This window comes from Pseudorhodoferax soli, assembly GCF_003337555.1.
Lineage (GTDB): Bacteria > Pseudomonadota > Gammaproteobacteria > Burkholderiales > Burkholderiaceae_C > Pseudorhodoferax > Pseudorhodoferax soli.
The window spans coordinates 348,275-369,191 of the sequence record NZ_QPJK01000003.1; the positions used below are offsets into that span (position 1 = coordinate 348,275).

A 20,917-nucleotide genomic window follows, 5' to 3' on the forward strand; every position below is an offset into this window, starting at 1 on the left:
CGGCCGCCTGGGGCTACCGAGGGAGTTCAGCAGCCGATCTGGGCGCGGTACTGGGCCGGCGGCACGCCGAACCAGCGCTTGCAGGCGCGGTGGAAGTTGCTGCTGTCCACATAGCCCAGCAGATCGGACACATCGGCGAGGCTGTGCCGCTGCTCGGCCAGGTACTGCTGGGCCAGTTCGTGGCGCGTGCTGTCGAGCAGGGCCTGGTAGGACACCTGTTCCTCCTGCAGCCGGCGTTGCAGCGTGCGCTCGGCCAGGCCCAGACCCTTGGCGACCACCTCCCGGCGCGGCTCTCCCTGGTTCAGCAGGCGCGCGATCTCGCTGCGCACGCGGCTTGCCGTGCTGGTCTGGCCCAGCTGTGCGAGCTGCTTGTCCAGCAGCGCTTCCAGCATGCCGGCCAGTTCGGCGTCGTAGGTTGGAACCGGGCGGTCCAGGTCGCTGCGCGCGATTAGCATGCGGTTGGCCGGCGCGCCGAAGCGCAGCGCACAGCCGAAGGCGGCGCGCTGGGCAGTGTCGTCCGCGGGCTGGGCGTCGGCCAGTTCCACGAGCAGTGGATCGAATTCCTGGCGCGTGAGCCATTGGCACAGCATCAGCGTGGCGAGCATGGCGTACTCCACGCGCTGGCGCGGGATCGGCAGCGTGCCGCCCGTGTGCACCGTGATCAGCCAGATGCCGCGTGCCTCCAGCTGCAGCGAAAAACCTGTCGCGTCCGAGATCACGGCCATGTAGCGCGCCAGGTGGGCCAGCGCGCGGCCCAGGTCGGGGCTGCAACTCATCACGTGGCCCACGGTGCCAGTGTTGCTGTGGGTGGCGGCCAAATGGCGCTGCAGGCCGAGCGTGGGCTTGCCCGCGCGCGCCACGGCCAACTGCCACAGCCGCGTGATCTGGTCGACCGGGATGCGCGCGTTCTGCCGGTGCAGTGTGGCGGCGTCGAAGCCCGCGTCGCGCAGCAAGCCGGGCACGTCCAGCCCTTCGGCCTCGAACATGGTCAGCACGCCCGTGAGCCAGGCGGCCGAACTCGTGCGCACGGGCAGGTAGGGGAGAGTGGCTCCTGAAGTCATCGGTTTGGCTCGCTTGCGATAGCGGTGTTCGTGCGGACCGCTTCTAGACTTTCTCTTGGCAACTGCCCGAAGCGGCGCAGTATGGACGAGGCTCCGCTGCGCGCGCATTCCGAATAACCCCCGAAGCACGGGACAAGGAGACAAGCATGCGTACAGCTTTTTCAGCAACACCCGCGTGTGTGCAGCGCACCGCCGCGGTGCTGGTTCTTGCGGCCTGCGCGGGGCTCGCCAGCTGCGGCGGCTCCGACGACGACGCGCCCACCGTGCGCAGCACCGCGGCAGGCAAGCTGCAGGGCGTGGACGACAGCGCGCGCAACGGCACCTGGGCCTGGAAGGGCGTGCGCTATGCCCAGCCGCCCGTGGGCGCGCTGCGCTGGCGTGCGCCGCTCGCCCCCGAGGCCTGGACCGGCGTGCGCCAGGCCGACCAGTTCGGCCCGGCCTGCCTGCAGATCGGCCGCATGTTCGGCCCGGGTGCCAACAACCGCTTCGACGAGACCATCGCCACCACCATGGGGCAGCCGCTGGGCAGCGAGGACTGCCTGACGCTGAACATCTGGCGGCCGGCCACGGAAGACGCCAAGCTCCCCGTGCTGCTGTTCATCCACGGCGGCAGCAACATCTCGGGCTACACGGCCGACCCCCTGTACGACGGCGCGGCGCTGGCCAAGGCCGCCAACGCCGTGGTCGTCACAGCAAACTACCGGCTCGGCGTGCTGGGCTTTCTCAACCTGGCGCAGCTCAAGGTGGGCGGCACGGGCGGCGACGACTCGGGCAACTTCGCGCTGCTCGACAACATGGCCGCGCTGCGCTGGCTGCGCAGCAACGCTGCGGCCTTCGGTGGCGATGCAGACAACATCACGGTCTCGGGCGAATCGGCCGGCGCGAACAACGTGCTGGCCGTCATGACCTCGCCCATGGCCCGGGGCCTGTTCCACAAGATCGTGGCGCTGAGCGGTGGCATCTCGCTGGCCAGCGACCTGCCGGCCGGCGCCTCGCCGGCGCTGAACCCGCTGGCGACCTGGCAGGCCCATGGCGAGTCGGTGCTGCTGAACCTGCTCGTGGCCGACGGCACGGCCGGCGACCTGGCCGCAGCCAGGGCGCACGTGGCCACGCGCACGGCAGCGCAAATCGCCGACTACCTGCGCGCCAAGGATGGCGGTACGGTGCTGACCACCGCGCTGGCCAAGGGCCTGAACACCGGCAATCCGATCCCCGACGGCACGGTGGTGCCACTCGACCCGATCGCCGCCATCGCAGCGGGCCAGCATGTCAACGTACCGACGCTGATCGGCAACACGCGCGACGAGGGCAAGCTGTTCGCCGGCCTGCTGCCGGCCTTCGGGCTGCCCGCCGGCTACATCGTGGACGACGCCGCGCGCTTCCTGATGATGGCGCGCTTCAATCCCGATGCCGCCACCACGCTCACCACCGCCGACATCGTCCACGCGGCCTACCTGCCCGTGGCCACCGCCGTCACCGGCTATGACGCGAGGACCAGGCTCATCACCCAGGCGCTGTTCGAGGCCAACAGCCAGAACCTGCTGTCCACGCTGACCGCGCAGCAGCCCAAGCTCTGGCAGTACCGATTCGACTGGGCGCAGGAAGCCTATCCCTGGAACGAGGTCTACGGCGCGGCCCATGCCTTCGACCTGGCCTTCCTATTCGGCAACTTCGGCCCATCGGTGGTCGGCCAGGTGGTCGGGGGCAACGCCAACCGCGCGGGCCGGCTCGCCTTGTCGAACGCCATGATGGCCAGCCTGGGGGCCTTCATGCGCACGGGCGATCCGAACGCCAGCGCGTTGGGCGCGGCCTGGTCGCCCTGGCCGTCCAAGCTGCTGCTGGATGCGACGCCGACCGCGCTCAACACCCGGGCGCAGTGACCATCGGCGCGGCAAGGCGTACGGGTAAATACCGAACGGTCGTGCCATTACGATGCAGGCCTTTGAAAACAAGCGTTCCTGGGAGCCAAAGCCATGCTGGGTCTGATGCAGAACCAACCCCTCCTGATCTCGTCGCTGATCGACTTCGCCGAGCGCCACCACGGCGATGGCGAGATCGTCTCGCGCCGTGTCGAAGGTGATTTCCACCGTTACGCCTGGCGCGACGTGGCACAGCGCGCACGCCAGGTCGCCAACGGCCTGGACAGCTGGGGCCTGGGTTTCGGCGAGCGCGTCGCCACGCTGGCCTGGAACGGCTACCGCCACCTGGAGCTGTACTTCGGCGTGAGCGGCTCGGGCCGGGTGCTGCACACCGTCAACCCGCGCCTGCATCCCGAGCAGATTGCCTGGATCGTGAACCACGCCGAAGACCAGGTGCTGTGTTTCGACCTGAGCTTCCTGCCCATCGTGCAGGCCATCCAGGCCAATTGCCCCACCGTCAAACACTGGGTCGCGCTGTGCGATGCGGACAAGCTGCCCGCCGGCAGCGGCGTTCCCGGCCTCAAGAGCTACGACGCGTGGCTCGCCGACCAGGCCAGCACCTACCAATGGCCGGTGTTCGACGAGAACACCGCCTCCAGCATGTGCTACACGAGCGGCACCACGGGCAACCCCAAGGCCGCGCTGTACAGCCACCGCTCGACCACGCTGCACGCCTACGCCGCCGCGCTGCCCGACGTGATGGGCATCAGCGCACGCGACGCCATCCTGCCGGTCGTGCCCATGTTCCACGTCAATGCCTGGGGCATTCCGTACTCGGCCGCGCTGACGGGCGCCAAGCTGGTGTTCCCCGGCCCGGCCATGGACGGCAAGTCGATCTACGAATTGATCGAGGCCGAGAAGGTCAGCTATGCCGCCGGCGTGCCCACCGTCTGGCAGATGCTGCTGATGCACATGAAGCCCGCGGGGCTCAAGTTCTCCACGCTCAAGCGCACGGTGATCGGCGGCTCGGCCTGCCCGCCGGCCATGATCAACGCCTTCCGCGACGACTACGGCGTGGAGGTGCTGCACGCCTGGGGCATGACCGAGATGTCGCCGCTGGGCACGCTGTGCACGCTCAAGAACAAGCACCTGGACCTGCCCAAGGATGAGCAGATGAAGATCCTGCTCAAGCAGGGGCGGGCCATCTACGGCGTGGACATGAAGATCGTCGGCGCCAATGGCGAAGACCTGCCGTTCGACGGCAAGGCCGCGGGCGACCTGCTGGTCCGCGGCCCCTGGGTGGTGCGCGAGTACTTCAAGGGCGAGGGCGGCTCGCCGCTGGTGCGCGACGCCCAGGGTGTCGAGTGGTTCCCGACCGGCGACGTGGCCACCATCGACGCCGACGGCTTCATGCAGATCACCGACCGCAGCAAGGACGTGATCAAGTCTGGCGGGGAGTGGATCAGCTCGATCGACATCGAGAACATCGCTGTCGCCCATCCGGCCGTGGCCATGGCGGCCTGCATCGGCGTGTTCCATCCCAAGTGGGACGAGCGGCCCATCGTGGTCGTCGTCAAGAAACCCAATGCCGAGGTGAGCCGCGACGAGCTGCTCAAGTTCTACGAAGGCAAGACCGCCAAGTGGCAGATCCCGGACGACGTCGTCTTCGTCGATGCCATCCCGCTGGGCGCGACCGGCAAGATGCTCAAGACGCGGCTGCGCGAGCAGCTGAAGGACTACCGTCTGCCCGGCCTGTGACGGCTTGGTGAGCCGCGCACGACACCGCCTAGGGCAATCCCTCAGCGGTGGTGCAAACGAAGACTTGTAATCTGCCCGCACTTTTTTCAGACCACTAGGAGACAAACGAATGAAGCCTGTTGTACGAATCGTTGCAGCCACCGTGCTGATGGCCTGTGCGATGGGCGCTTTCGCCCAGAAGGGCGAGACGGTCAAGATCGCGTGGATCGACCCGCTGTCGGGCCTGATGGGCCCGGTGGGCAACAACCAGGTCAAGAGCTTCCAGTTCTTCGCCGAGAAGTTCAACCAGAGCAACCCGGCCGGCGTGAAGTTCGAAGTGATTCCCTTCGACAACAAGCTGAGCCCGGCCGAAAGCCTCAACGCACTGAAGGCCGCGCTCGACCAGGGCGTGCGCTACATCACGCAGGGCAATGGCTCTTCCGTCGCCGCCGCGCTGATCGACGCCATCGACAAGCACAACGCACGCAACCCGGGCAAGGAGGTGATCTACCTCAACCACTCGGCCGTCGACCCGGACTTCACCAACAGCAAGTGCAACTACTGGCACTTCCGCTTCGATGCCGACACCTCCATGAAGCTGGAGGCGCTGACCACCTACATGAAGGACCAGCCGGACATCAAGAAGGTCTACCTGCTCAACCAGAACTACTCGCACGGCCAGCAGGTGGCCAAGTTCTCCAAGGAGATCATGGCGCGCAAGCGGCCCGATGTGCAGTTCGTCGGTGAAGACCTGCATCCGCTGGCCCAGGTGCGCGATTTCGCGCCCTACATCGCCAAGATCAAGGCCTCCGGTGCAGACACCGTGATCACCGGCAACTGGGGTTCCGACCTCGCGCTGCTGATCAAGGCGGCCAACGAAGGCGGCTACAACGGCAAGTTCTACACCTACTACGCCGGCGTCACCGGCACCCCCACGGCGCTGGGCCAGGGCGGTGCGGGCCGCGTCTACCAGGTCGCCTACAACCACTACAACATGGGTGGCCAGATGGGCAAGTGGATGACCGAGTTCAACACCAAGTTCAAGGACGACTTCTACACCGGCTCGGTGATCCACATCTACTCGGCGCTGTCCGAGGCCATGGCCAAGGCCAAGTCGACCGATCCGGTGAAGGTGGCGGCCGCCATGGAGGGCCTCAAGTTCAAGAGCTTCAACGGCGATGTGGAGATGCGCAAGAGCGACCACCAGCTGCAGCAGCCGCTGTACCTCAGCGTCTGGCAGAAGGCGGACACCAAGTATCCCTACAGCCCCGAGAACACCGGCATGACGCTGGCGCCGGTGCAGACCTTCGAGTCGTACGTGTCCAGCACGCCCACCAGCTGCCAGATGAAGCGGCCCGGCTGAGGTGTGCGTGGTGTTGCGGGCGGCTTGATGCCGCCCAGCGGCCCGACCCAGAGGTTCTGGTTCGGGCCTTTTTTTGCAGTGCGGCCCAGGTGGCCGTTAAGGTGAGGTGATGGAGTTCTTCACGATCTCGATGCTCAACGGGCTGAGCTACGGCCTGCTGCTGTTCCTGCTCAGTTCCGGGCTGACGCTGATCTTCAGCATGATGGGCGTGCTCAACTTCGCGCACGCCAGCTTCTACATGCTGGGCGCCTACGCGGGCTACACCGTGTCGCAGCTGGTCGGCTTCTGGCCGGCGCTGGTGCTGGCGCCCATCGTGGTGGGCGTGCTGGGCTCGCTATTCGAGCGGCTGTGCCTGCGCAAGGTCCACAAGTACGGGCATGTGCCCGAACTGCTGGTGACCTTCGGCCTGTCCTTCGTGGTCCTGGAGATCGTGCAGCTGGTCTGGGGCCGCACGGCCGTGCCCTTCACGCCGCCGCCCGTGCTGCAGGGGCCGGCGTTCACGCTGGTCCAACACTCCGTCGACGGGCTCGGCGTGGTCTGGGGCGCTGCGCCGGCCGCCATGTGCCAGGCGGCGGACGCCGCCGTGCGCGTGGTCTGCTCGCCGTTCCCAGCGACGCGCGGCTTCATGATGCTGGTGGCCGTGTTCATGCTGGTGGCGGTCTGGTTGCTGCTCACGCGCACGCGCATCGGCCTCGTGATCCAGGCCGCGCTGACGCACCCCGAGGCCGTGGAATCGCTGGGCCACAACGTGCCGCGCGTCTTCATGCTGGTGTTCGGTGCGGGCGCCGCGCTGGCGGGCCTCGCCGGCGTGATCGGCGGCAGCACCTTCGTGACCGAGCCGGCGATGGCGGCCACGGTGGGCTCCATCATCTTCGTGGTGGTCGTCGTGGGGGGCATGGGATCGCTGTCGGGCGCCTTCCTCGCGTCCATCCTGATCGGCGTGATCCAGACCTTCGCCGTGGCGATGGACGGCTCGCTGCTGGGCCTGCTGCGCAGCATGGGCATGGAGCCGGGTCCCGCCGCCAGCAGCAATTCGCTGCTCACGCTCACGGTCTCGCAGGTGGCACCCATCCTGCCGTACCTGTTCCTCGTGCTGATCCTGATCTTCCGGCCCAAGGGCCTGCTCGGAAGCCGGGAGGGCTGACCATGCACAAGACCCACTACAGCTTCAAGCCCTGGAACGTCGGCCGCCTCGTCGTCTGGGGCCTGTTCGCGCTCGTGATGGCGGTGGCGCCGCTGCTGTTCACGAGCAACCTGTCGGCGACCATGCTGTCGCAGATGGGCATCGCCATCATCGCCTGCCTCTCCTACAACATGCTGCTGGGCCAAGGCGGCATGCTGAGCTTCGGCCACGCGGTCTACACCGGCCTGGGCTCCTACGTCGCGATCCACGCGCTGAACATGCTGACCAAGGGGCAGCTGCCGATTCCGGTCAGCCTCTTGCCCATCGTCGGCGGCATCGCGGGCATGTTCTTCGCCGTGCTGTTCGGCTTCGTCACGACCAAGAAGGCCGGCACGCCGTTCGCGATGATCACGCTGGGCATGGCCGAGCTGGTGTTCGCGATGTCGCTGATGTTCTCGGGCTTCTTTGGCGGCGAGGCCGGCGTGAGCGGCGACCGCGTGGCCGGCAAGCCCTTCTTCGGCATCACCTACGGGCCGCAGATCCAGGTCTACTATCTGATCGCCGTCTACACCTTCGTCTGCGTGGCCGCCATGTTCGCGTTCACGCGCACGCCACTGGGCCGCATGCTCAACGCCGTGCGCGACAACGCCGAGCGCGTGGAGTTCATCGGCTACAGCACGCGGCGCGTGCGCTACATCGCCTTCATCATCGCCGGCTTCTTCGCCGGCATCGCGGGCGGCCTGGGGGCGCTGAACTTCGAGATCGTGACGGCCGAGGTGGTGGGCGCGGGGCGCTCGGGCGGCTACCTGCTGTTCACCTTCCTGGGCGGGGCGACCTTCTTCTTCGGCCCCATCATCGGCGGCATCCTGATGGTGCTGGCCTTCGTGCTGCTGTCCGAGTTCACCAAGGCCTGGCTGCTGTACCTGGGCCTGGTGTTCCTGTTCATGGTCATGTATGCGCCGGGTGGCATCGCCAGCCTGATCATGATGAACCTGCGCGTGGCGGCCTTCGGGCAGCTGCGCCGCCTGTGGACCTCCTACCTTGCGCTGGGCGGCACGGCACTGGTGCTGCTGGCCGGCGCGGCAGCGATGGTCGAGATGGTCTACCACCTGCAGCTCGGTGCGGCCATGGGCTCGGAACTGCATTTCCTGGGCGCCACGCTCGACGTGGCGAGCGTGGACAGCTGGTTCGGCTGCATCTTCGTGCTGCTGACCGGCATCGGCCTGTTCGAGGTGGCGCGCCGCAGCTTCATGCACGACTGGGGCGAGGCCCAGGTCGCGATCGAGAAGGAAATCAAACGGCGGGAGGCCGCGTGAGCGAATCGTCATCCACCCAGGGCTATGCGCTCGAACTGGTCGACCTGCGCAAGAGCTTCGGCAAGACCGAGATCATCCGCGGCGCCGAACTCAAGGTCGCGGCCGGCGAGCGCGTGGCCATCATCGGCCCCAACGGCGCAGGCAAGTCCACGCTGTTCAACCTCATCAGCGGGCGCTTCGGCCCCACCAGCGGCGAGATCCGGCTCCACGGCCAGCGCATCGACGGCCTGGCGCCGTACGAGATCAACCGGCGCGGCCTGTCGCGCAGCTTCCAGGTGTCCAACCTGTTCACGCGGCTGTCGGTCTTCGAGAACCTGCGCTGCGGGGTGCTGTGGTCGCTCGGCTACCGCTATGCATTCTGGAAGTTCCTGGCCGACCTGAAGGACGCCAACGACCGCGCCGAGCAGCTCATGCACATGCTCAAGCTGGACAAGCGTCGCGACACGCTGGCCATGAACCTGACCTATGCCGAGCAGCGCGCGCTGGAGATCGGCCTGACCATCGCGGGCGGCTCCAGCGTGGTGCTGCTCGACGAACCCACGGCCGGCATGAGCAAGAGCGAGACCACGCGCTTCATCCAGCTCATCCGCGACGTGACCGTGGGCAAGACGCTGCTGACCGTGGAACACGACATGGGCGTGGTGTTCGGCCTGGCCGACAAGATCGCCGTGCTGGTCTATGGCGAGGTGCTGGCCTTCGACACGCCCGACGCGGTGCGCGCCAATCCGCGCGTGCAGGAGGCCTATCTCGGCTCGGTGCTCGCAGAACAGCAAGCAGGTGGACACTGAACATGCTCAAGATCGACAACCTGCACGCCTACTACGGCAAGAGCCACGTGCTGCATGGCGTGAACCTGGACATCGGCCAGGGCGAGATCGTCGCGCTGCTCGGGCGCAATGGCTCGGGCCGCTCCACCACGGCCAAGGCCATCATGGGCCTGGTGGACTGCACCGGCCAGATCGCCTGGAAGGGCCAGGACATCCTGGGCCGCAAGGCCTACGAGATTGCGCACCTGGGCATCGGCTACGTGCCCGAGAACCGCGACATCTTTCCCACGCTGACCGTGCACCAGAACCTCATGCTGGGGCAGAAGGGCAAGGGGCAGGGCAGCCGCTGGGGCTTCGACGACATGTACGGCATGTTCCCGCGGCTCAAGGAGCGCCAGCACACCGAGGCGGGCGTGCTGTCCGGTGGCGAGCAGCAGATGCTGACGCTGTGCCGCGCGCTGATGGGCGACCCCGACCTCATCATCATCGACGAGCCGACCGAGGGCCTGGCGCCCAAGATCGTCGAGCTGGTCGGCGAATACCTCAAGGCGCTCAAGGCGCGTGGCATCTCCGTGCTGCTGATCGAGCAGAAGCTCACCATCGCCATGAGCATCTCTGACCGCGCGCTGGTCATGGGCCATGGCAGCATCGTGTTCCAGGGCACGCCCGAGGCCCTGCGCGCGGATGCCTATGTCCGCAAGGAGTGGCTGGAGGTGTAGCCCAGCGGGGCGGGGGGACGCCGACCGCATGGTGCACCAGCCAGCCCGCCACCGAACATGCCATGCGTTGCGTCACGTTTCGGCGTGGCCGTCCGCGGCCACATCTCACGTCGAAACAAGGTGTAACGCCAGGCGCGGAATCATGTCCCGACCGGGACAACACCGATCAGGCCGCAACCACTTCACCCCTAGAATGAAAAGTGAACGGTCGTTCTTTTCATGTCCAACGAGGAGCTCCAGCATGACCGCTGCCTATGCAGTCCACGGTGACGTCGCCGTCATCAGCCTGAACAACCCACCGGTCAATGGACTCGGGCTCGCAACCCGCCAGGGCATCGCCGATGGCCTGGCCAAGGCCAATGCCGACGGCGCCGTGCGCGCCATCGTGCTGACCGGCGCTGGCAAGGCCTTCTCGGGCGGTGCCGACATCAAGGAGTTCGGCTCGCCCAAGGCGCTGCAGGAACCCAACCTGCTCAGCGTGATCCTCGCCGTGGAGAACTCGGCCAAGCCGGTGGTCGCGGCTATCCACTCGGTCTGCATGGGCGGGGGACTGGAGCTGGCGCTGGGCTGCCATTACCGCATCGCCGCCCCGGGCTGCGCTGTCGCGCTGCCCGAGGTCAAGCTGGGCCTGGTGCCGGGCGCCGGGGGCACGCAGCGCCTGCCGCGGGTGCTGGGCGTGGAGGCTGCCCTCAACATGATCGTGAGCGGCGAGCCGGTCAAGAGCGAGTTCATCGCCGCGGTGCCCGGCCAGAAGCTGTTCGACAAGATGGCGGCATCCCCCGAGTCACTGGCCGAGGAGGCGCTCGCCTATGCGCGCTCGGTGGCCGATGCGCGGCCGCTGCCGCTGGTGCGCAACCTGCCTTGCAAGCACCCCAAGGGCGACGCCTACTTCCAGTTCGCGCGCAACATGGTCAAGGGCATGGCCAAGAACTTCCCGGCGCCGGCCAAGTGCGTGGACACCGTGGAGGCCGCGACGAAGCAGAAGTTCGACGCCGGCATGGCGGCCGAGCGCGAGGCCTTCATCCACCTGATGTGGACGCCCGAATCGCGCGCGCTGCGCCACCTGTTCGTGTCCGAGCGTGCCGCGTCCAAGATTCCCGACGTGCCCGAAGACACGCCGCAGCGCGCCATCCAGGCCGTGGCCGTGATCGGTGCCGGCACCATGGGCGGCGGCATCGCCATGAACTTCCTGAACGCCGGCATCCCGGTCACCATGCTGGAGATGAAACAGGAGGCGCTGGACCGCGGCGTGGCCACCATCCGCAAGAACTACGAAGCCCAGGTCAAGAAGGGCAAGCTCAAGCAGGACAAGTACGAGCAGCGCATGGCCCAGCTCACCACCACGCTCAGCTACGCCGACCTGGGCGCCGCCGATCTCGTGATCGAGGCCGTGTTCGAGGAACTCGGCGTCAAGGAGCAGGTGTTCAAGCAGCTGGACGCCGTGATGAAGCCCGGCGCCATCCTGGCCAGCAACACCTCCACGCTGGACGTGGACAAGATCGCGGCCTTTACGCAGCGTCCCCAGGATGTGGTGGGCCTGCACTTCTTCAGCCCGGCCAACGTCATGAAGCTGCTCGAGGTCGTGCGCGGCGCCAAGACCGGCAAGGACGTGCTGGCCACGGTCATGACGGTGTCCAAGAAGATCAAGAAGACGGCCGTGGTCTCGGGCGTGTGCGACGGCTTCATCGGCAACCGCATGGTCGAGCAGTACGGCCGCCAGGGCGGTTTCCTGCTCGACGAGGGCTGCACGCCCGAGCAGGTCGACAAGGCGATCGAGAAGTTCGGCTTCGCCATGGGCCCCTTCCGCATGGGCGACCTGGCCGGCAACGACATCGGCTGGGCCATCCGCAAGCGCCGCAGCGTCGAGAAGCCAGGCATGAAGTACAGCAAGACGGCCGACCTGCTCTGCGAGCGCGGCCGCTTCGGCCAGAAGACGGGCGCGGGCTGGTACGACTACCAGGCCGGCAAGCGCGACGCGATCCCGAATGCCGAGGTCGTGAAGATGATCGAGGAGCACCGCAAGAGCCTGGGCATCACGCCGCGCAAGATCTCCGACGAGGAGATCGTGCAGCGCCTGGTGTTCGCACTGGTCAACGAGGGCGCCCACATCCTGGAAGAAGGCATCGCCAACAAGGCCAGCGACATCGACGTGGTCTACATCTTCGGCTACGGCTTCCCGGTGCACCGCGGCGGCCCCATGCTGTATGCCGACCAGGTCGGCCTGTTCAACGTGGTCCAGGCCATGCAGCGCTTCGCGCAGAACCCGCTCGACGATGCCGCGTTCTGGCAGCCCGCGCCGCTGCTCGCGCGCCTGGCCGCCGAAGGCAAGACCTTCAACTGATCACCCCGATACCCAAGGAATTGCCATGACCAACGCCGTCATCGTTTCCACCGCCCGCACACCGCTCGCCAAGAGCTGGAAGGGTGCCTTCAACATGACCTACGGCCCGACGCTGGGTGCCCATGCCGTGCAGCACGCCGTGCAGCGCGCCGGCGTCGAAGGTGCCGAGGTCGAGGACGTGATCATGGGCATGTCCCTGCCCGAAGGCACGACAGGCGGCAACGTCGCGCGCCTGATCGCCATCCGCGCCGGCCTGCCCGTGACGACCTCCGGCCTCACGATCAACCGCTTTTGCTCCTCGGGCCTGCAAGCCATCGCACTGGCGGCCCAGCGCATCGTCGCGGGCGAGAACGACGTGCTGGTGGCGGGCGGCCTGGAGAGCATCTCCTGCGTGCAGCAGGAGCTCAACCAGCATATGGCTGTCGACCCCGAGCTCAAGGCGATGAAGCCCGAGATCTACTGGAACATGCTGCAGACCGCCGAGCAGGTGGCCAAGCGCTACAACATCGGCCGCGAGGCCATGGACGAATACGGCGCCGCCAGCCAGCAGAAAGCCGCCGCCGCGCTGGAAGCCGGCCTGTTCAAGCAGGAGATCGCGCCGATCACGGTGACCATGGGCGTGGCCGACAAGACGCTGGGGCTCATCACGAAGAAGGTGACGGTGGAGAACGACGAGGGCATCCGCCCCGGCACCACCTTCGATGCCATCCACGGCCTGCGCTCGGCGCTGCCCGGCGGCCTCATCTCGGCCGGCAATGCGAGCCAGTTCTCCGACGGCGCAGGCGCGTGCCTGCTCATGCACGAGTCGCTGGCGCAGAAGAAGGGGCTGCAGCCGCTGGGCCGCTTCCTGGGCTTTGCCGTGGCGGGCTGCGAGCCGGACGAGATGGGCATCGGCCCGGTGTTCGCGATCCCCAAGGTGTTGAAGCGCCTGGGGCTCACGGTGAACGACATCGACCTGTGGGAACTGAACGAAGCCTTCGCCGTGCAAGTGATCTACTGCCGCGACAAGCTCGGCATCCCGGCCGAGCGGCTCAACGTGAACGGCGGCGCCATCGCGGTCGGCCATCCCTACGGCGTGTCGGGCCAGCGCCTGACCGGCCATGCGCTGATCGAAGGCAAGCGCCGCGGCGCCAAGAAGGTCTGCGTGACCATGTGCATCGGCGGCGGCATGGGCGCGGCCGGCGTGTTCGAGGTGCTGTGATGGCGGAGCCGGTGCCATCGGCCGAAGAGTTCCTCGCGTTCGGCCGCCAGGCACTGGCATCGCAGCCCTTCAGCCAATTGCTGGGCGCGGAGCTGACGGCGCTGCAGGCCGGCGTGGTCGAGCTGCAGCTGCAGCTGCCGCTCACCGCGCAGCTGCAGCAGCAGCACGGCTTCGCCCACGGTGGCGTGCTGAGCTACCTGGCCGACAACGCGCTGACCTTCGCTGGCGGCACGGCCCTGCGTGTGCCTGTCGTGACCGCCGAATTCAAGATCAACTACCTGCGGCCCGGTATCGGCGAGCGCCTGGTTGCGCGTGCGCGCGCCGTGCACGTGGGCCGCTCCCAGGCCGTCTGCAGCTGCGAGGTGTTCGCGCTGCAGGACGGTGCCGAAAAGCTCTGTGCGCTGGCGCAGGGCACGATTGCCGCCTTGCCCGAGAAAGCCGAGACATGAGCCTGCGCCCCCTGGTGGACTTCCTGCTGTACGACTGGCTGCAGGCCGAGGACCTGACTGGCGCTCCGCGCTATGCCGAGCATTCGCGCGAGACCTTCGACGCCGTGCTGGACACCTGCGAGCGCATCGCGCGCGAGAAGTACGCGCCGTTCAACCGGCTCGTGGACACCGAGGAGCCGCGCTTCGACGGCGAGAAGGTCATCCTGCCGGCCGCCACGCAGGCGGCGAGCCGCGCCTATGCCGGGTCCGGCATGCTCAGTGCTGCGCAGGACCACGACGAGGGCGGCATGCAGTTGCCGTTCACGGTCGAGGCCGCGGCGAACGCCTTCTTTGCGCTGGCCTCGGTCAGCATCAACTCGGCGCTGCTGACCAAAGGCAACGCCAATCTGTTGCTGGTGCACGGCACGGACCTGCAGAAGGCCGTGTTCGCGCGCAACGAGTTCAATGGCCGCTTCTCGGGCACGATGTGTCTGTCCGAGCCGCAGGCCGGCTCCTCGCTGTCGGACGTGGCCACCCGTGCCGTGCCCGATGGCGATGGCTTCGAGGCCGATCCGCTGGGGGCGCGCTACCGGCTCACGGGCAACAAGATGTGGATTTCCTCGGGCGAGCACGAGCTCAACGAGAACATCGTCCATCTGGTGCTGGCCAAGATTCCCGGTCCGGACGGCAAGCCGATCGCCGGAACGCGTGGCATCTCGCTGTTCATCGTTCCGAAGAAGCTGGTCGACACGGAGGGCCAGCTGACCGGCGAGCGCAACGACGTGGCGCTGGCCGGCCTGAACCACAAGCTGGGCTGGCGCGGCACGACCAACACGCTGCTGAACTTCGGCGAGGGCAAGTACCCGGTGCGTGGCCGTGCGGGCGCCATCGGCTACCTGGTCGGCCAGCCGCACGAGGGCCTGCGCTGCATGTTCCACATGATGAACGAGGCCCGCATCGCGGTCGGCACCTCGGCCGCCATGCTGGGGCTGGCCGGCTACTACGCCGCGCTGGACTACGCGAAGAACCGGCCGCAGGGGCGGCCCCAGGGCAAGGCCGGCAAGGATGCGGCCGCGCCGCAGGTGCGCATCATCGAGCACGCGGACGTCAAGCGCATGCTGCTCGCGCAGAAGTCGTACGGGGAGGGCGCACTCGCGCTGGAGCTGTACTGCGCGCGCCTGGTCGACGTACAGCGCACGGGGGATGCCGAAGCCCGGGACGAGGCCGGCCTGCTGCTGGAGGTGCTGACACCGATCGCCAAGAGCTGGCCCAGCGAATGGTGCCTGGAGGCCAATTCGCTCGCCATCCAGGTGCATGGCGGCTACGGCTACACGCGCGACTTCCCGGTCGAGCAGTACTGGCGCGACAACCGCCTGAACATGATCCACGAGGGCACGCACGGCATCCAGGCCATGGACCTGCTGGGCCGCAAGGTGCGCATGGACGGGGGCCGCGGGCTGCAGCTGTTGGGCGCGCGGCTGGAGCAGACCATCGTGCGCGCCGGCGCGCAGCCCGCCCTGGCCGAAGAGGCCGCCGCGCTGAAGGACGCCTGGGCCCAGGTGCTACAGGCTACGCAGGCGGCCTGGTCCGGCGGCGAGCCGGAGCGCGCGCTGGCCAATGCCGTGCCCTACCTGCAGGCCTTCGGCCACACGGTACTGGCCTGGATCTGGCTGGACGTGGCCTGCAGCGTGGGCGCGAAGGGGACAGGCGGCGCAGCAGCGCAGGGCCGGCTCGCCGCCATGCGCTTTTTCTACCGCTACGAGCTGCCCAAGATCGGCGCCTGGCTGGCAGTGGTGGCACGTTGCGACAGCACCTGTCTGGACCTGCCCGAGGATGCCTTTTGAGTCTGCGCACGTGACACCCGGGCCGACGGCCTTGGGTACAGTGCACGCATGGCAACACCCCGAAATCTCAAGCGGCTCCAGAACCTGGTCTGGATCCTGGTCTACGGCGGCCTGTTGACGCTGGTCTTTGGCCTCGCAGTCGGGCGGGGCGCGGATGCTGCCCTGGGTCACCGCCTGGTCGTCGGCGGCGGCATCGTCGCGGCGATCGGCGTGGTGCTGATCTTCGTGCGGGCGCGGCTCAAGTCCACGCCCTGAACACCCACCATCCAGAGAAGAAACAAGGAGCAACATGAGCCGCAAGATCCAGCAACTTTTCGACCTGACGGGCAAGACCGCCCTCGTGACCGGCGGCTCGCGCGGCCTGGGCCTGCAGATGGCGCATGCCTTGGGCGAGGCGGGCGCCCGCGTCATGCTGAGTTCGCGCAAGGCCGAGGACCTGGAACAGGCCGCGGCGGAACTCCAGGCGGCCGGCATCCAGGCCGACTGGATCGCCGCCGACTGCGCCAAGGAAGACGAGACGCGCGGCCTGGCCGACCAGACGCTGGCGCGCTTCGGCCGCGTCGACATCCTGCTCAACAACGCCGGCGCGAGCTGGGGCGTGCCGGCCGAGGAGCACCCTGTCGCCGCCTGGGACAAGGTCATGAACCTCAACGTGCGCGGCTACTTCATCCTGGCCCAGCAGATCGCCAACGGCTGCATGATCAAGCAGCGCGGCGGACGCATCATCAACATCGCCTCGATCGCGGCGCTGAACGGCAATCCGGTCGGCATGAAGACGCTGGCCTACAACACCTCCAAAACGGCGGTGATCGGCTTCACGCGCACGCTGGCGGCCGAGTGGGGCCGCTATGGCATCACGGTCAACGCGATCTGCCCGGGTTTCTTTCGCACCAAGCTGTCCAACGGCCTGATCGACAGCCTGGGCGAGGACCACATGAAAGCCGGCGCGCCGCTGCAGCGCCTGGGCGACGACGAAGACCTCAAGGGCATCACGCTGCTGTATGCGAGCGATGCGGGCAAGCACATCACCGGCCAGTGGCTGGCCGTGGACGGCGGCGTGAGCGTGGTGCTCGGCGCAGCATGACGACGCCGATCCAGCAACTCTTCGCCGTGCCCTTCATCGACCACCTGGGCATCACGCTGACGCGCTTCGAGGACGGGCAATCCGAGATGCGCTACGAGGCCAAGCCCGAGCACCTGAACAACTTCCATGTCACGCATGGCGGTGCCTGCATGACGCTGCTGGACGTGACCATGGCCGCGGCCGCACGCAGCCTGCGGCCCGAGATGGGCGTGCTGACCATCGAGATGAAGACCAGCTTCATGCAGAGCGCGCGCGGCCCGCTGGTCGCCCTCGGCAGCGTGCTGCAGGCCACCGGCCGCATGGCCTTCACCGAAGCGCGCATCGAAGACCAGGAAGGGCGGCTCTGCGCCCATGCCACCGGCACCTTCAAGTACATCCCGCGCACGCCGTCGATGCCGGCCCCCCCCAGCGACTGACACCAGCGACCGAATCCAACGCAAGAGGAGACTTCCATGCCACGCAACCAGCAGATCCTGCTCGACAACCGCCCCGAGGGCGAAGCCCAGGCCAGCAACTTCAAGCTGGTGGAAACCGACACGCCCGCGCTGGCCGACGGCCAGGTGCTGGTGCGGCACCACTTCATGAGTCTGGACCCGTACATGCGCGGCCGCATGAACGAGAGCAAGAGCTACGCGCAGCCGCAACCGCTGGGCCAGGTCATGCAGGGCGGCACCGTGGGCGAGATCGTCGAGAGCCGCAACCCGCGCTTCGCCGTCGGCGAGAAGGTGGTCGGCTTCGGCGGCTGGCAGCAGTACAGCGTGGTCGACGCCAACCTGCCCGGCGTGCTGCGCAAGGTCGACACCAGCCAGGTGCCGCTGTCGCACTACCTGGGCGCAGTCGGCATGCCGGGCGTCACGGCCTGGTACGGCCTGGTCAAGCTGATCGCGCCCAAGGCCGGCGAGACGCTGGTCGTGAGTGCGGCCAGCGGCGCCGTGGGCAGCGCTTTCGGCGCGCTGGGCAAGGCGCGCGGTTGCCGCGTGGTCGGCATCGCCGGCGGGCCCGACAAGTGCGCCTATGTGCGGGACGAACTCGGCTTCGACGACTGCATCGACTACAAGGTGCACAGCGACGTGAAGAGCCTGTCGGCCGCGCTCAAGACGGCTTGCCCGCAGGGCATCGACGGCTACTTCGAGAACGTGGGCGGCATGGTGCTGGATGCCGTGCTACTGCGCACCAATGCGTTCGCCCGCATCGCGCTGTGCGGCATGATCGCCGGCTACGACGGCGCACCGCTGCCGCTGGCCAACCCTTCGCTGCTGCTGATCAACCGCATCCGGCTCGAAGGCTTCATCGTCAGCGAGCACATGGAGGTCTGGCCCGAGGCATTGGCAGAACTCGGCGGCCTGGTCGCGAGCGGCAAGCTGCGGCCACGCGAGTCCATTGCCCAGGGCCTGGCAGCGGCGCCCGAGGCCTTCCTGGGCCTGCTCAAGGGTCGCAACTTCGGCAAGCAGCTGGTACAACTCGCCTGACGCTTCAGGAGGTCGCCATGGACCAGACGCACGAAGTCTTCAACCAGAGTTCGGCGCTGGTCGATGTCGACCTGTTCGCCACCAACCGCGGCCTGCGCGATGCGCTGGCGTTCCATGCCCCCGGCCTGCAGCTGGCGCCGCTGCAGGCCCTGGGGCAGGCGCTGGGCACGGCCACCATGCAGGGCCATGCGCGGCTGGCCAATGTGCACGGGCCGCAGCTGCACACGCACGACCGCTTCGGGCGGCGGGTCGACGAGGTGGAGTTCCATCCGAGCTACCACGCACTGATGGCAGCCGCTGTCGGCGCCGGCCTGCACGGCACGCCCTGGGCCGGTGGCGCCGATGCCCACCTGCAGCGTGCCGCCGGCTTCATGCTGTTCACCGAGCTCGAGCCCTCCGTGCTGTGCCCGGTCTCGATGACCTATGCGGTAGCGCCCGCGCTGCGCGGCAACGCGGCAGTCCACGCCGACTGGTCGCGCAAGCTGCAGAGCCGTTGGTACGACCCGGTGCTGCGCTTCGTGGCGGACAAACCCGGCGTGACCATGGGCATGGGCATGACCGAGAAGCAGGGCGGCTCGGACGTGCGTGCCAACACCACCCAGGCGCTGCACGATGGACGCGACGGCTGGGGCGAGCGCTACGCGCTCACGGGCCACAAGTGGTTCTTCTCGGCACCGATGTGCGATGCCTTCCTCGTGCTGGCGCAGGCCCCAAGCGGGCTCTCCTGCTTCTTCCTGCCCCGGGTGCTGCCCGACGGCACGCGCAACGCGGTCCGCATCCAGCGGCTCAAGGACAAGCTGGGCAACAAGGCCAATGCGAGTTCCGAGGTCGAATTCCACGGCGCGCAGGCCTGGCTGGTCGGCGAGGAGGGCCGCGGCGTGCCGCAGATCCTCGAGATGGGCACCATGACGCGGCTGGACTGTGCGCTCGGGACCTCCGGCCTCATGCGCCAGGCGCTGGCGCTGGCGCTGCACCACACGGCCGAACGCACGGCCTTCGGCAAGACACTGGCGTCGCAGCCCCTCATGCGCAACGTGCTGGCCGACCTGGCCCTGGAGTCCGAGGCCGCCACGGCGCTGGCACTGCGCCTGGCCCACGCCTTCGATCGGCCCGACGATGCGCACGAGCAGCTGATGGCGCGCCTGCTCACGCCCGTCGCCAAGTTCTGGATCTGCAAGCGCGGCAGCGCCTTCGGCCAGGAGGCCATGGAATGCCTGGGTGGCAACGGCTACGTGGAGGAGGGCGGCGAAGGCGTGATGGCCCGCATCTACCGCGAGATGCCGCTCAACTCCATCTGGGAAGGCGCGGGCAACATCATGGCGCTGGATCTGCTGCGCGTGCTGCGCAAGGGCGATGTGGGCGAGGCGCTGGCTGCCGAACTCGCGCCCGCGCGTGGCAACAAGGCGCTCGACCGGCTGGCCACCGTGCTGCCGCAGCGCATCGCGCAGGTCGAGGGCGAGGCCCAAGCCCGGCGCCTGGCCGAAGACATCGCCCTCGCAGTGCAGGCGGCCCTGCTGGTGCGGCATTCCACACCCGCCGTGGCCGATGCCTTCTGCGCCTCGCGCGTCGACGGCGACTGGGGCCGCAGCTTCGGCAGCCTGCCTTCGGCCTGCGACTTCGACGCCATCATCGCGCGTGCGACCCCTCATTGAAGAAAGAGAGCGCCCCATGTCCGACCTGATCCTGCACCACTACCCCACCTCGCCCTTTGCCGAGAAGATCCGGCTCGTCCTGGGCTTCAAGCAGCTGGCCTACCGTTCGGTGTACATCCCCGCCATCCTGCCCAAGCCCGATGTGCTGGCGCTCACCGGCGGCTACCGCAAGACGCCGCTGCTGCAGATCGGTGCCGACATCTACTGCGACACGGCGCTGATCTGCGACGTGCTCGAGCACCGGCAGCCCCTGCCCAGCCTGTACCCGCCGCAGCACAAAGGCCTGGCACGCATCCTGGCGCAGTGGGCCGACACCAGCCTGTTCTGGGCCGCCATGGCCCATGCGACGCAGCCGGCCGGCCTGGCCGACATGTTCGGCGGCCTGCCGCCCGAAGCGGCCAAGGCCTTCGGCGAGGACCGCCGTGCGATGAGCCAGAACATGACGCGGCTGCGGCCGGCCGATGCGACGGCCGCGCTCAAGTCCTACCTGCGCCGCTTGTCCGAGTCGCTGGAGACGCAGCACTACCTCATCGATGCCACGCCGGGACTGGCCGATTTCGCGGCCTACCACCCGCTGTGGTTCATTCGCGTGCGCACACCGTCCATGGCCGGCGTGCTGGATGCCTTCCCCTCCGTGCTGGCCTGGATGGACCGCATGGCCGCGATCGGCCACGGCCTGCCCGACAAGCTTGCGGGCGCCGATGCGGTGGCCATCGCAGCAGCGGCCGAGCCGCTGGCTGTTGCGGGCCAGACCTTCCAGGACGAGCACGGCATCGCGCTGGGCAGCCGTGTGACGGTGGCGGCCGAGAGCTTCGGCACCGACCCGACCGAGGGCGAACTCGTGGCGGCCACGCGCATGCACTACACGCTCAGGCGCGAGGACCCGCGCGCGGGCACGGTGCATGTGCACTTCCCGCGCATCGGCTATGTGTTGAAACCCGTTTGACCGGAGC

General features: G+C 68.0%; 18 protein-coding genes. 17 read left to right on the forward strand and 1 reads right to left on the reverse strand.

Annotated elements, in window-relative coordinates:
* Positions 1-26: 26 nt before the first annotated feature.
* Positions 27-1,061 (reverse strand): AraC family transcriptional regulator, encoded by a 1,035-nt coding sequence (locus tag DES41_RS13285; protein WP_114468123.1) that lies wholly within the window; start codon positions 1,059-1,061, stop codon positions 27-29.
* Positions 1,062-1,207: 146 nt separating this feature from the next.
* On the opposite strand from DES41_RS13285, the gene DES41_RS13290 reads away from it, so the two are divergent.
* The 17 genes from DES41_RS13290 (at position 1,208) to DES41_RS13370 (ending at position 20,910) form a co-directional block, all read left to right on the forward strand.
* Positions 1,208-2,941, forward strand: coding sequence for a carboxylesterase/lipase family protein (locus tag DES41_RS13290; RefSeq protein WP_114468124.1), 1,734 nt, complete (start codon positions 1,208-1,210; stop codon positions 2,939-2,941).
* 93 nt (positions 2,942-3,034) lie between these two features.
* Complete coding sequence (locus DES41_RS13295; protein WP_114468125.1) at positions 3,035-4,678, forward strand: 3-(methylthio)propionyl-CoA ligase; 1,644 nt, start codon at positions 3,035-3,037, stop codon at positions 4,676-4,678.
* A 109-nt stretch (positions 4,679-4,787) separates the two neighbouring features.
* A complete protein-coding gene (locus tag DES41_RS13300; protein WP_114468126.1) occupies positions 4,788-6,020 on the forward strand; it encodes a branched-chain amino acid ABC transporter substrate-binding protein in 1,233 nt (410 codons plus the stop codon).
* A gap of 109 nt (positions 6,021-6,129) precedes the next feature.
* The gene (locus DES41_RS13305) at positions 6,130-7,164 is read left to right on the forward strand and encodes a branched-chain amino acid ABC transporter permease (RefSeq protein WP_114468127.1); all 1,035 of its coding nucleotides are present in this window, start codon (positions 6,130-6,132) and stop codon (positions 7,162-7,164) included.
* A 2-nt stretch (positions 7,165-7,166) separates the two neighbouring features.
* A complete protein-coding gene (locus tag DES41_RS13310) occupies positions 7,167-8,459 on the forward strand; it encodes a branched-chain amino acid ABC transporter permease (RefSeq protein ID WP_114468128.1) in 1,293 nt (430 codons plus the stop codon).
* Positions 8,456-9,247, forward strand: a complete 792-nt coding sequence (locus tag DES41_RS13315) for an ABC transporter ATP-binding protein (protein WP_114468129.1) — start codon at positions 8,456-8,458, stop codon at positions 9,245-9,247. Before DES41_RS13310 ends, DES41_RS13315 begins: the two co-directional genes overlap by 4 nt.
* A gap of 2 nt (positions 9,248-9,249) precedes the next feature.
* On the forward strand, positions 9,250-9,945 hold the full coding sequence (locus DES41_RS13320) for an ABC transporter ATP-binding protein (RefSeq protein WP_114468130.1): 696 nt from the start codon (positions 9,250-9,252) through the stop codon (positions 9,943-9,945).
* A 241-nt stretch (positions 9,946-10,186) separates the two neighbouring features.
* Positions 10,187-12,286: a 3-hydroxyacyl-CoA dehydrogenase NAD-binding domain-containing protein gene (locus DES41_RS13325; protein ID WP_114468131.1), complete on the forward strand. Its 2,100-nt coding sequence runs from the start codon at positions 10,187-10,189 to the stop codon at positions 12,284-12,286.
* Positions 12,287-12,311: 25 nt separating this feature from the next.
* Entirely contained in the window at positions 12,312-13,487 is a 1,176-nt protein-coding gene (locus DES41_RS13330; RefSeq protein ID WP_114468132.1) for an acetyl-CoA C-acyltransferase, read from the forward strand.
* Positions 13,487-13,936, forward strand: a complete 450-nt coding sequence (locus DES41_RS13335) for a PaaI family thioesterase (RefSeq protein WP_211332967.1) — start codon at positions 13,487-13,489, stop codon at positions 13,934-13,936. Before DES41_RS13330 ends, DES41_RS13335 begins: the two co-directional genes overlap by 1 nt.
* Positions 13,933-15,759, forward strand: coding sequence for an acyl-CoA dehydrogenase (locus tag DES41_RS13340; RefSeq protein ID WP_114468133.1), 1,827 nt, complete (start codon positions 13,933-13,935; stop codon positions 15,757-15,759). Before DES41_RS13335 ends, DES41_RS13340 begins: the two co-directional genes overlap by 4 nt.
* A gap of 48 nt (positions 15,760-15,807) precedes the next feature.
* Positions 15,808-16,014 (forward strand): hypothetical protein, encoded by a 207-nt coding sequence (locus DES41_RS13345; RefSeq protein WP_114468134.1) that lies wholly within the window; start codon positions 15,808-15,810, stop codon positions 16,012-16,014.
* A gap of 34 nt (positions 16,015-16,048) precedes the next feature.
* The gene (locus DES41_RS13350) at positions 16,049-16,843 is read left to right on the forward strand and encodes an SDR family oxidoreductase (protein WP_114468135.1); all 795 of its coding nucleotides are present in this window, start codon (positions 16,049-16,051) and stop codon (positions 16,841-16,843) included.
* A complete protein-coding gene (locus tag DES41_RS13355) occupies positions 16,840-17,259 on the forward strand; it encodes a PaaI family thioesterase (RefSeq protein WP_114468136.1) in 420 nt (139 codons plus the stop codon). Before DES41_RS13350 ends, DES41_RS13355 begins: the two co-directional genes overlap by 4 nt.
* 36 nt (positions 17,260-17,295) lie before the next feature.
* Positions 17,296-18,312 (forward strand): NADP-dependent oxidoreductase, encoded by a 1,017-nt coding sequence (locus DES41_RS13360; protein ID WP_114468137.1) that lies wholly within the window; start codon positions 17,296-17,298, stop codon positions 18,310-18,312.
* A 17-nt stretch (positions 18,313-18,329) separates the two neighbouring features.
* On the forward strand, positions 18,330-19,964 hold the full coding sequence (locus DES41_RS13365; protein WP_114468138.1) for an isovaleryl-CoA dehydrogenase: 1,635 nt from the start codon (positions 18,330-18,332) through the stop codon (positions 19,962-19,964).
* Between the two features lie 16 nt (positions 19,965-19,980).
* Positions 19,981-20,910 carry a glutathione S-transferase family protein gene (locus tag DES41_RS13370; protein WP_114468139.1) on the forward strand — a complete coding sequence of 310 codons (930 nt, stop codon included), beginning with the start codon at positions 19,981-19,983 and terminating at the stop codon, positions 20,908-20,910.
* The last annotated feature ends 7 nt before the right edge of the window (positions 20,911-20,917 follow it).

Excerpts from the sequence above, each read along its gene's own strand:
- DES41_RS13355 (WP_114468136.1), top strand. The coding sequence starts at position 16,840 with ATGACGACGCCGATCCAGCAACTCTTCGCCGTGCCCTTCATCGACCAC.
- DES41_RS13370 (WP_114468139.1), top strand. The coding sequence starts at position 19,981 with ATGTCCGACCTGATCCTGCACCACTACCCCACCTCGCCCTTTGCCGAG.
- DES41_RS13340 (WP_114468133.1), top strand. The coding sequence starts at position 13,933 with ATGAGCCTGCGCCCCCTGGTGGACTTCCTGCTGTACGACTGGCTGCAG.
- DES41_RS13310 (WP_114468128.1), top strand. The coding sequence starts at position 7,167 with ATGCACAAGACCCACTACAGCTTCAAGCCCTGGAACGTCGGCCGCCTC.
- DES41_RS13330 (WP_114468132.1), top strand. The coding sequence starts at position 12,312 with ATGACCAACGCCGTCATCGTTTCCACCGCCCGCACACCGCTCGCCAAG.
- DES41_RS13360 (WP_114468137.1), top strand. The coding sequence starts at position 17,296 with ATGCCACGCAACCAGCAGATCCTGCTCGACAACCGCCCCGAGGGCGAA.
- DES41_RS13325 (WP_114468131.1), top strand. The coding sequence starts at position 10,187 with ATGACCGCTGCCTATGCAGTCCACGGTGACGTCGCCGTCATCAGCCTG.
- DES41_RS13335 (WP_211332967.1), top strand. The coding sequence starts at position 13,487 with ATGGCGGAGCCGGTGCCATCGGCCGAAGAGTTCCTCGCGTTCGGCCGC.
- DES41_RS13285 (WP_114468123.1), bottom strand. The coding sequence starts at position 1,061 with ATGACTTCAGGAGCCACTCTCCCCTACCTGCCCGTGCGCACGAGTTCG.
- DES41_RS13295 (WP_114468125.1), top strand. The coding sequence starts at position 3,035 with ATGCTGGGTCTGATGCAGAACCAACCCCTCCTGATCTCGTCGCTGATC.
- DES41_RS13350 (WP_114468135.1), top strand. The coding sequence starts at position 16,049 with ATGAGCCGCAAGATCCAGCAACTTTTCGACCTGACGGGCAAGACCGCC.
- DES41_RS13305 (WP_114468127.1), top strand. The coding sequence starts at position 6,130 with ATGGAGTTCTTCACGATCTCGATGCTCAACGGGCTGAGCTACGGCCTG.
- DES41_RS13345 (WP_114468134.1), top strand. The coding sequence starts at position 15,808 with ATGGCAACACCCCGAAATCTCAAGCGGCTCCAGAACCTGGTCTGGATC.
- DES41_RS13300 (WP_114468126.1), top strand. The coding sequence starts at position 4,788 with ATGAAGCCTGTTGTACGAATCGTTGCAGCCACCGTGCTGATGGCCTGT.
- DES41_RS13290 (WP_114468124.1), top strand. The coding sequence starts at position 1,208 with ATGCGTACAGCTTTTTCAGCAACACCCGCGTGTGTGCAGCGCACCGCC.
- DES41_RS13320 (WP_114468130.1), top strand. The coding sequence starts at position 9,250 with ATGCTCAAGATCGACAACCTGCACGCCTACTACGGCAAGAGCCACGTG.
- DES41_RS13365 (WP_114468138.1), top strand. The coding sequence starts at position 18,330 with ATGGACCAGACGCACGAAGTCTTCAACCAGAGTTCGGCGCTGGTCGAT.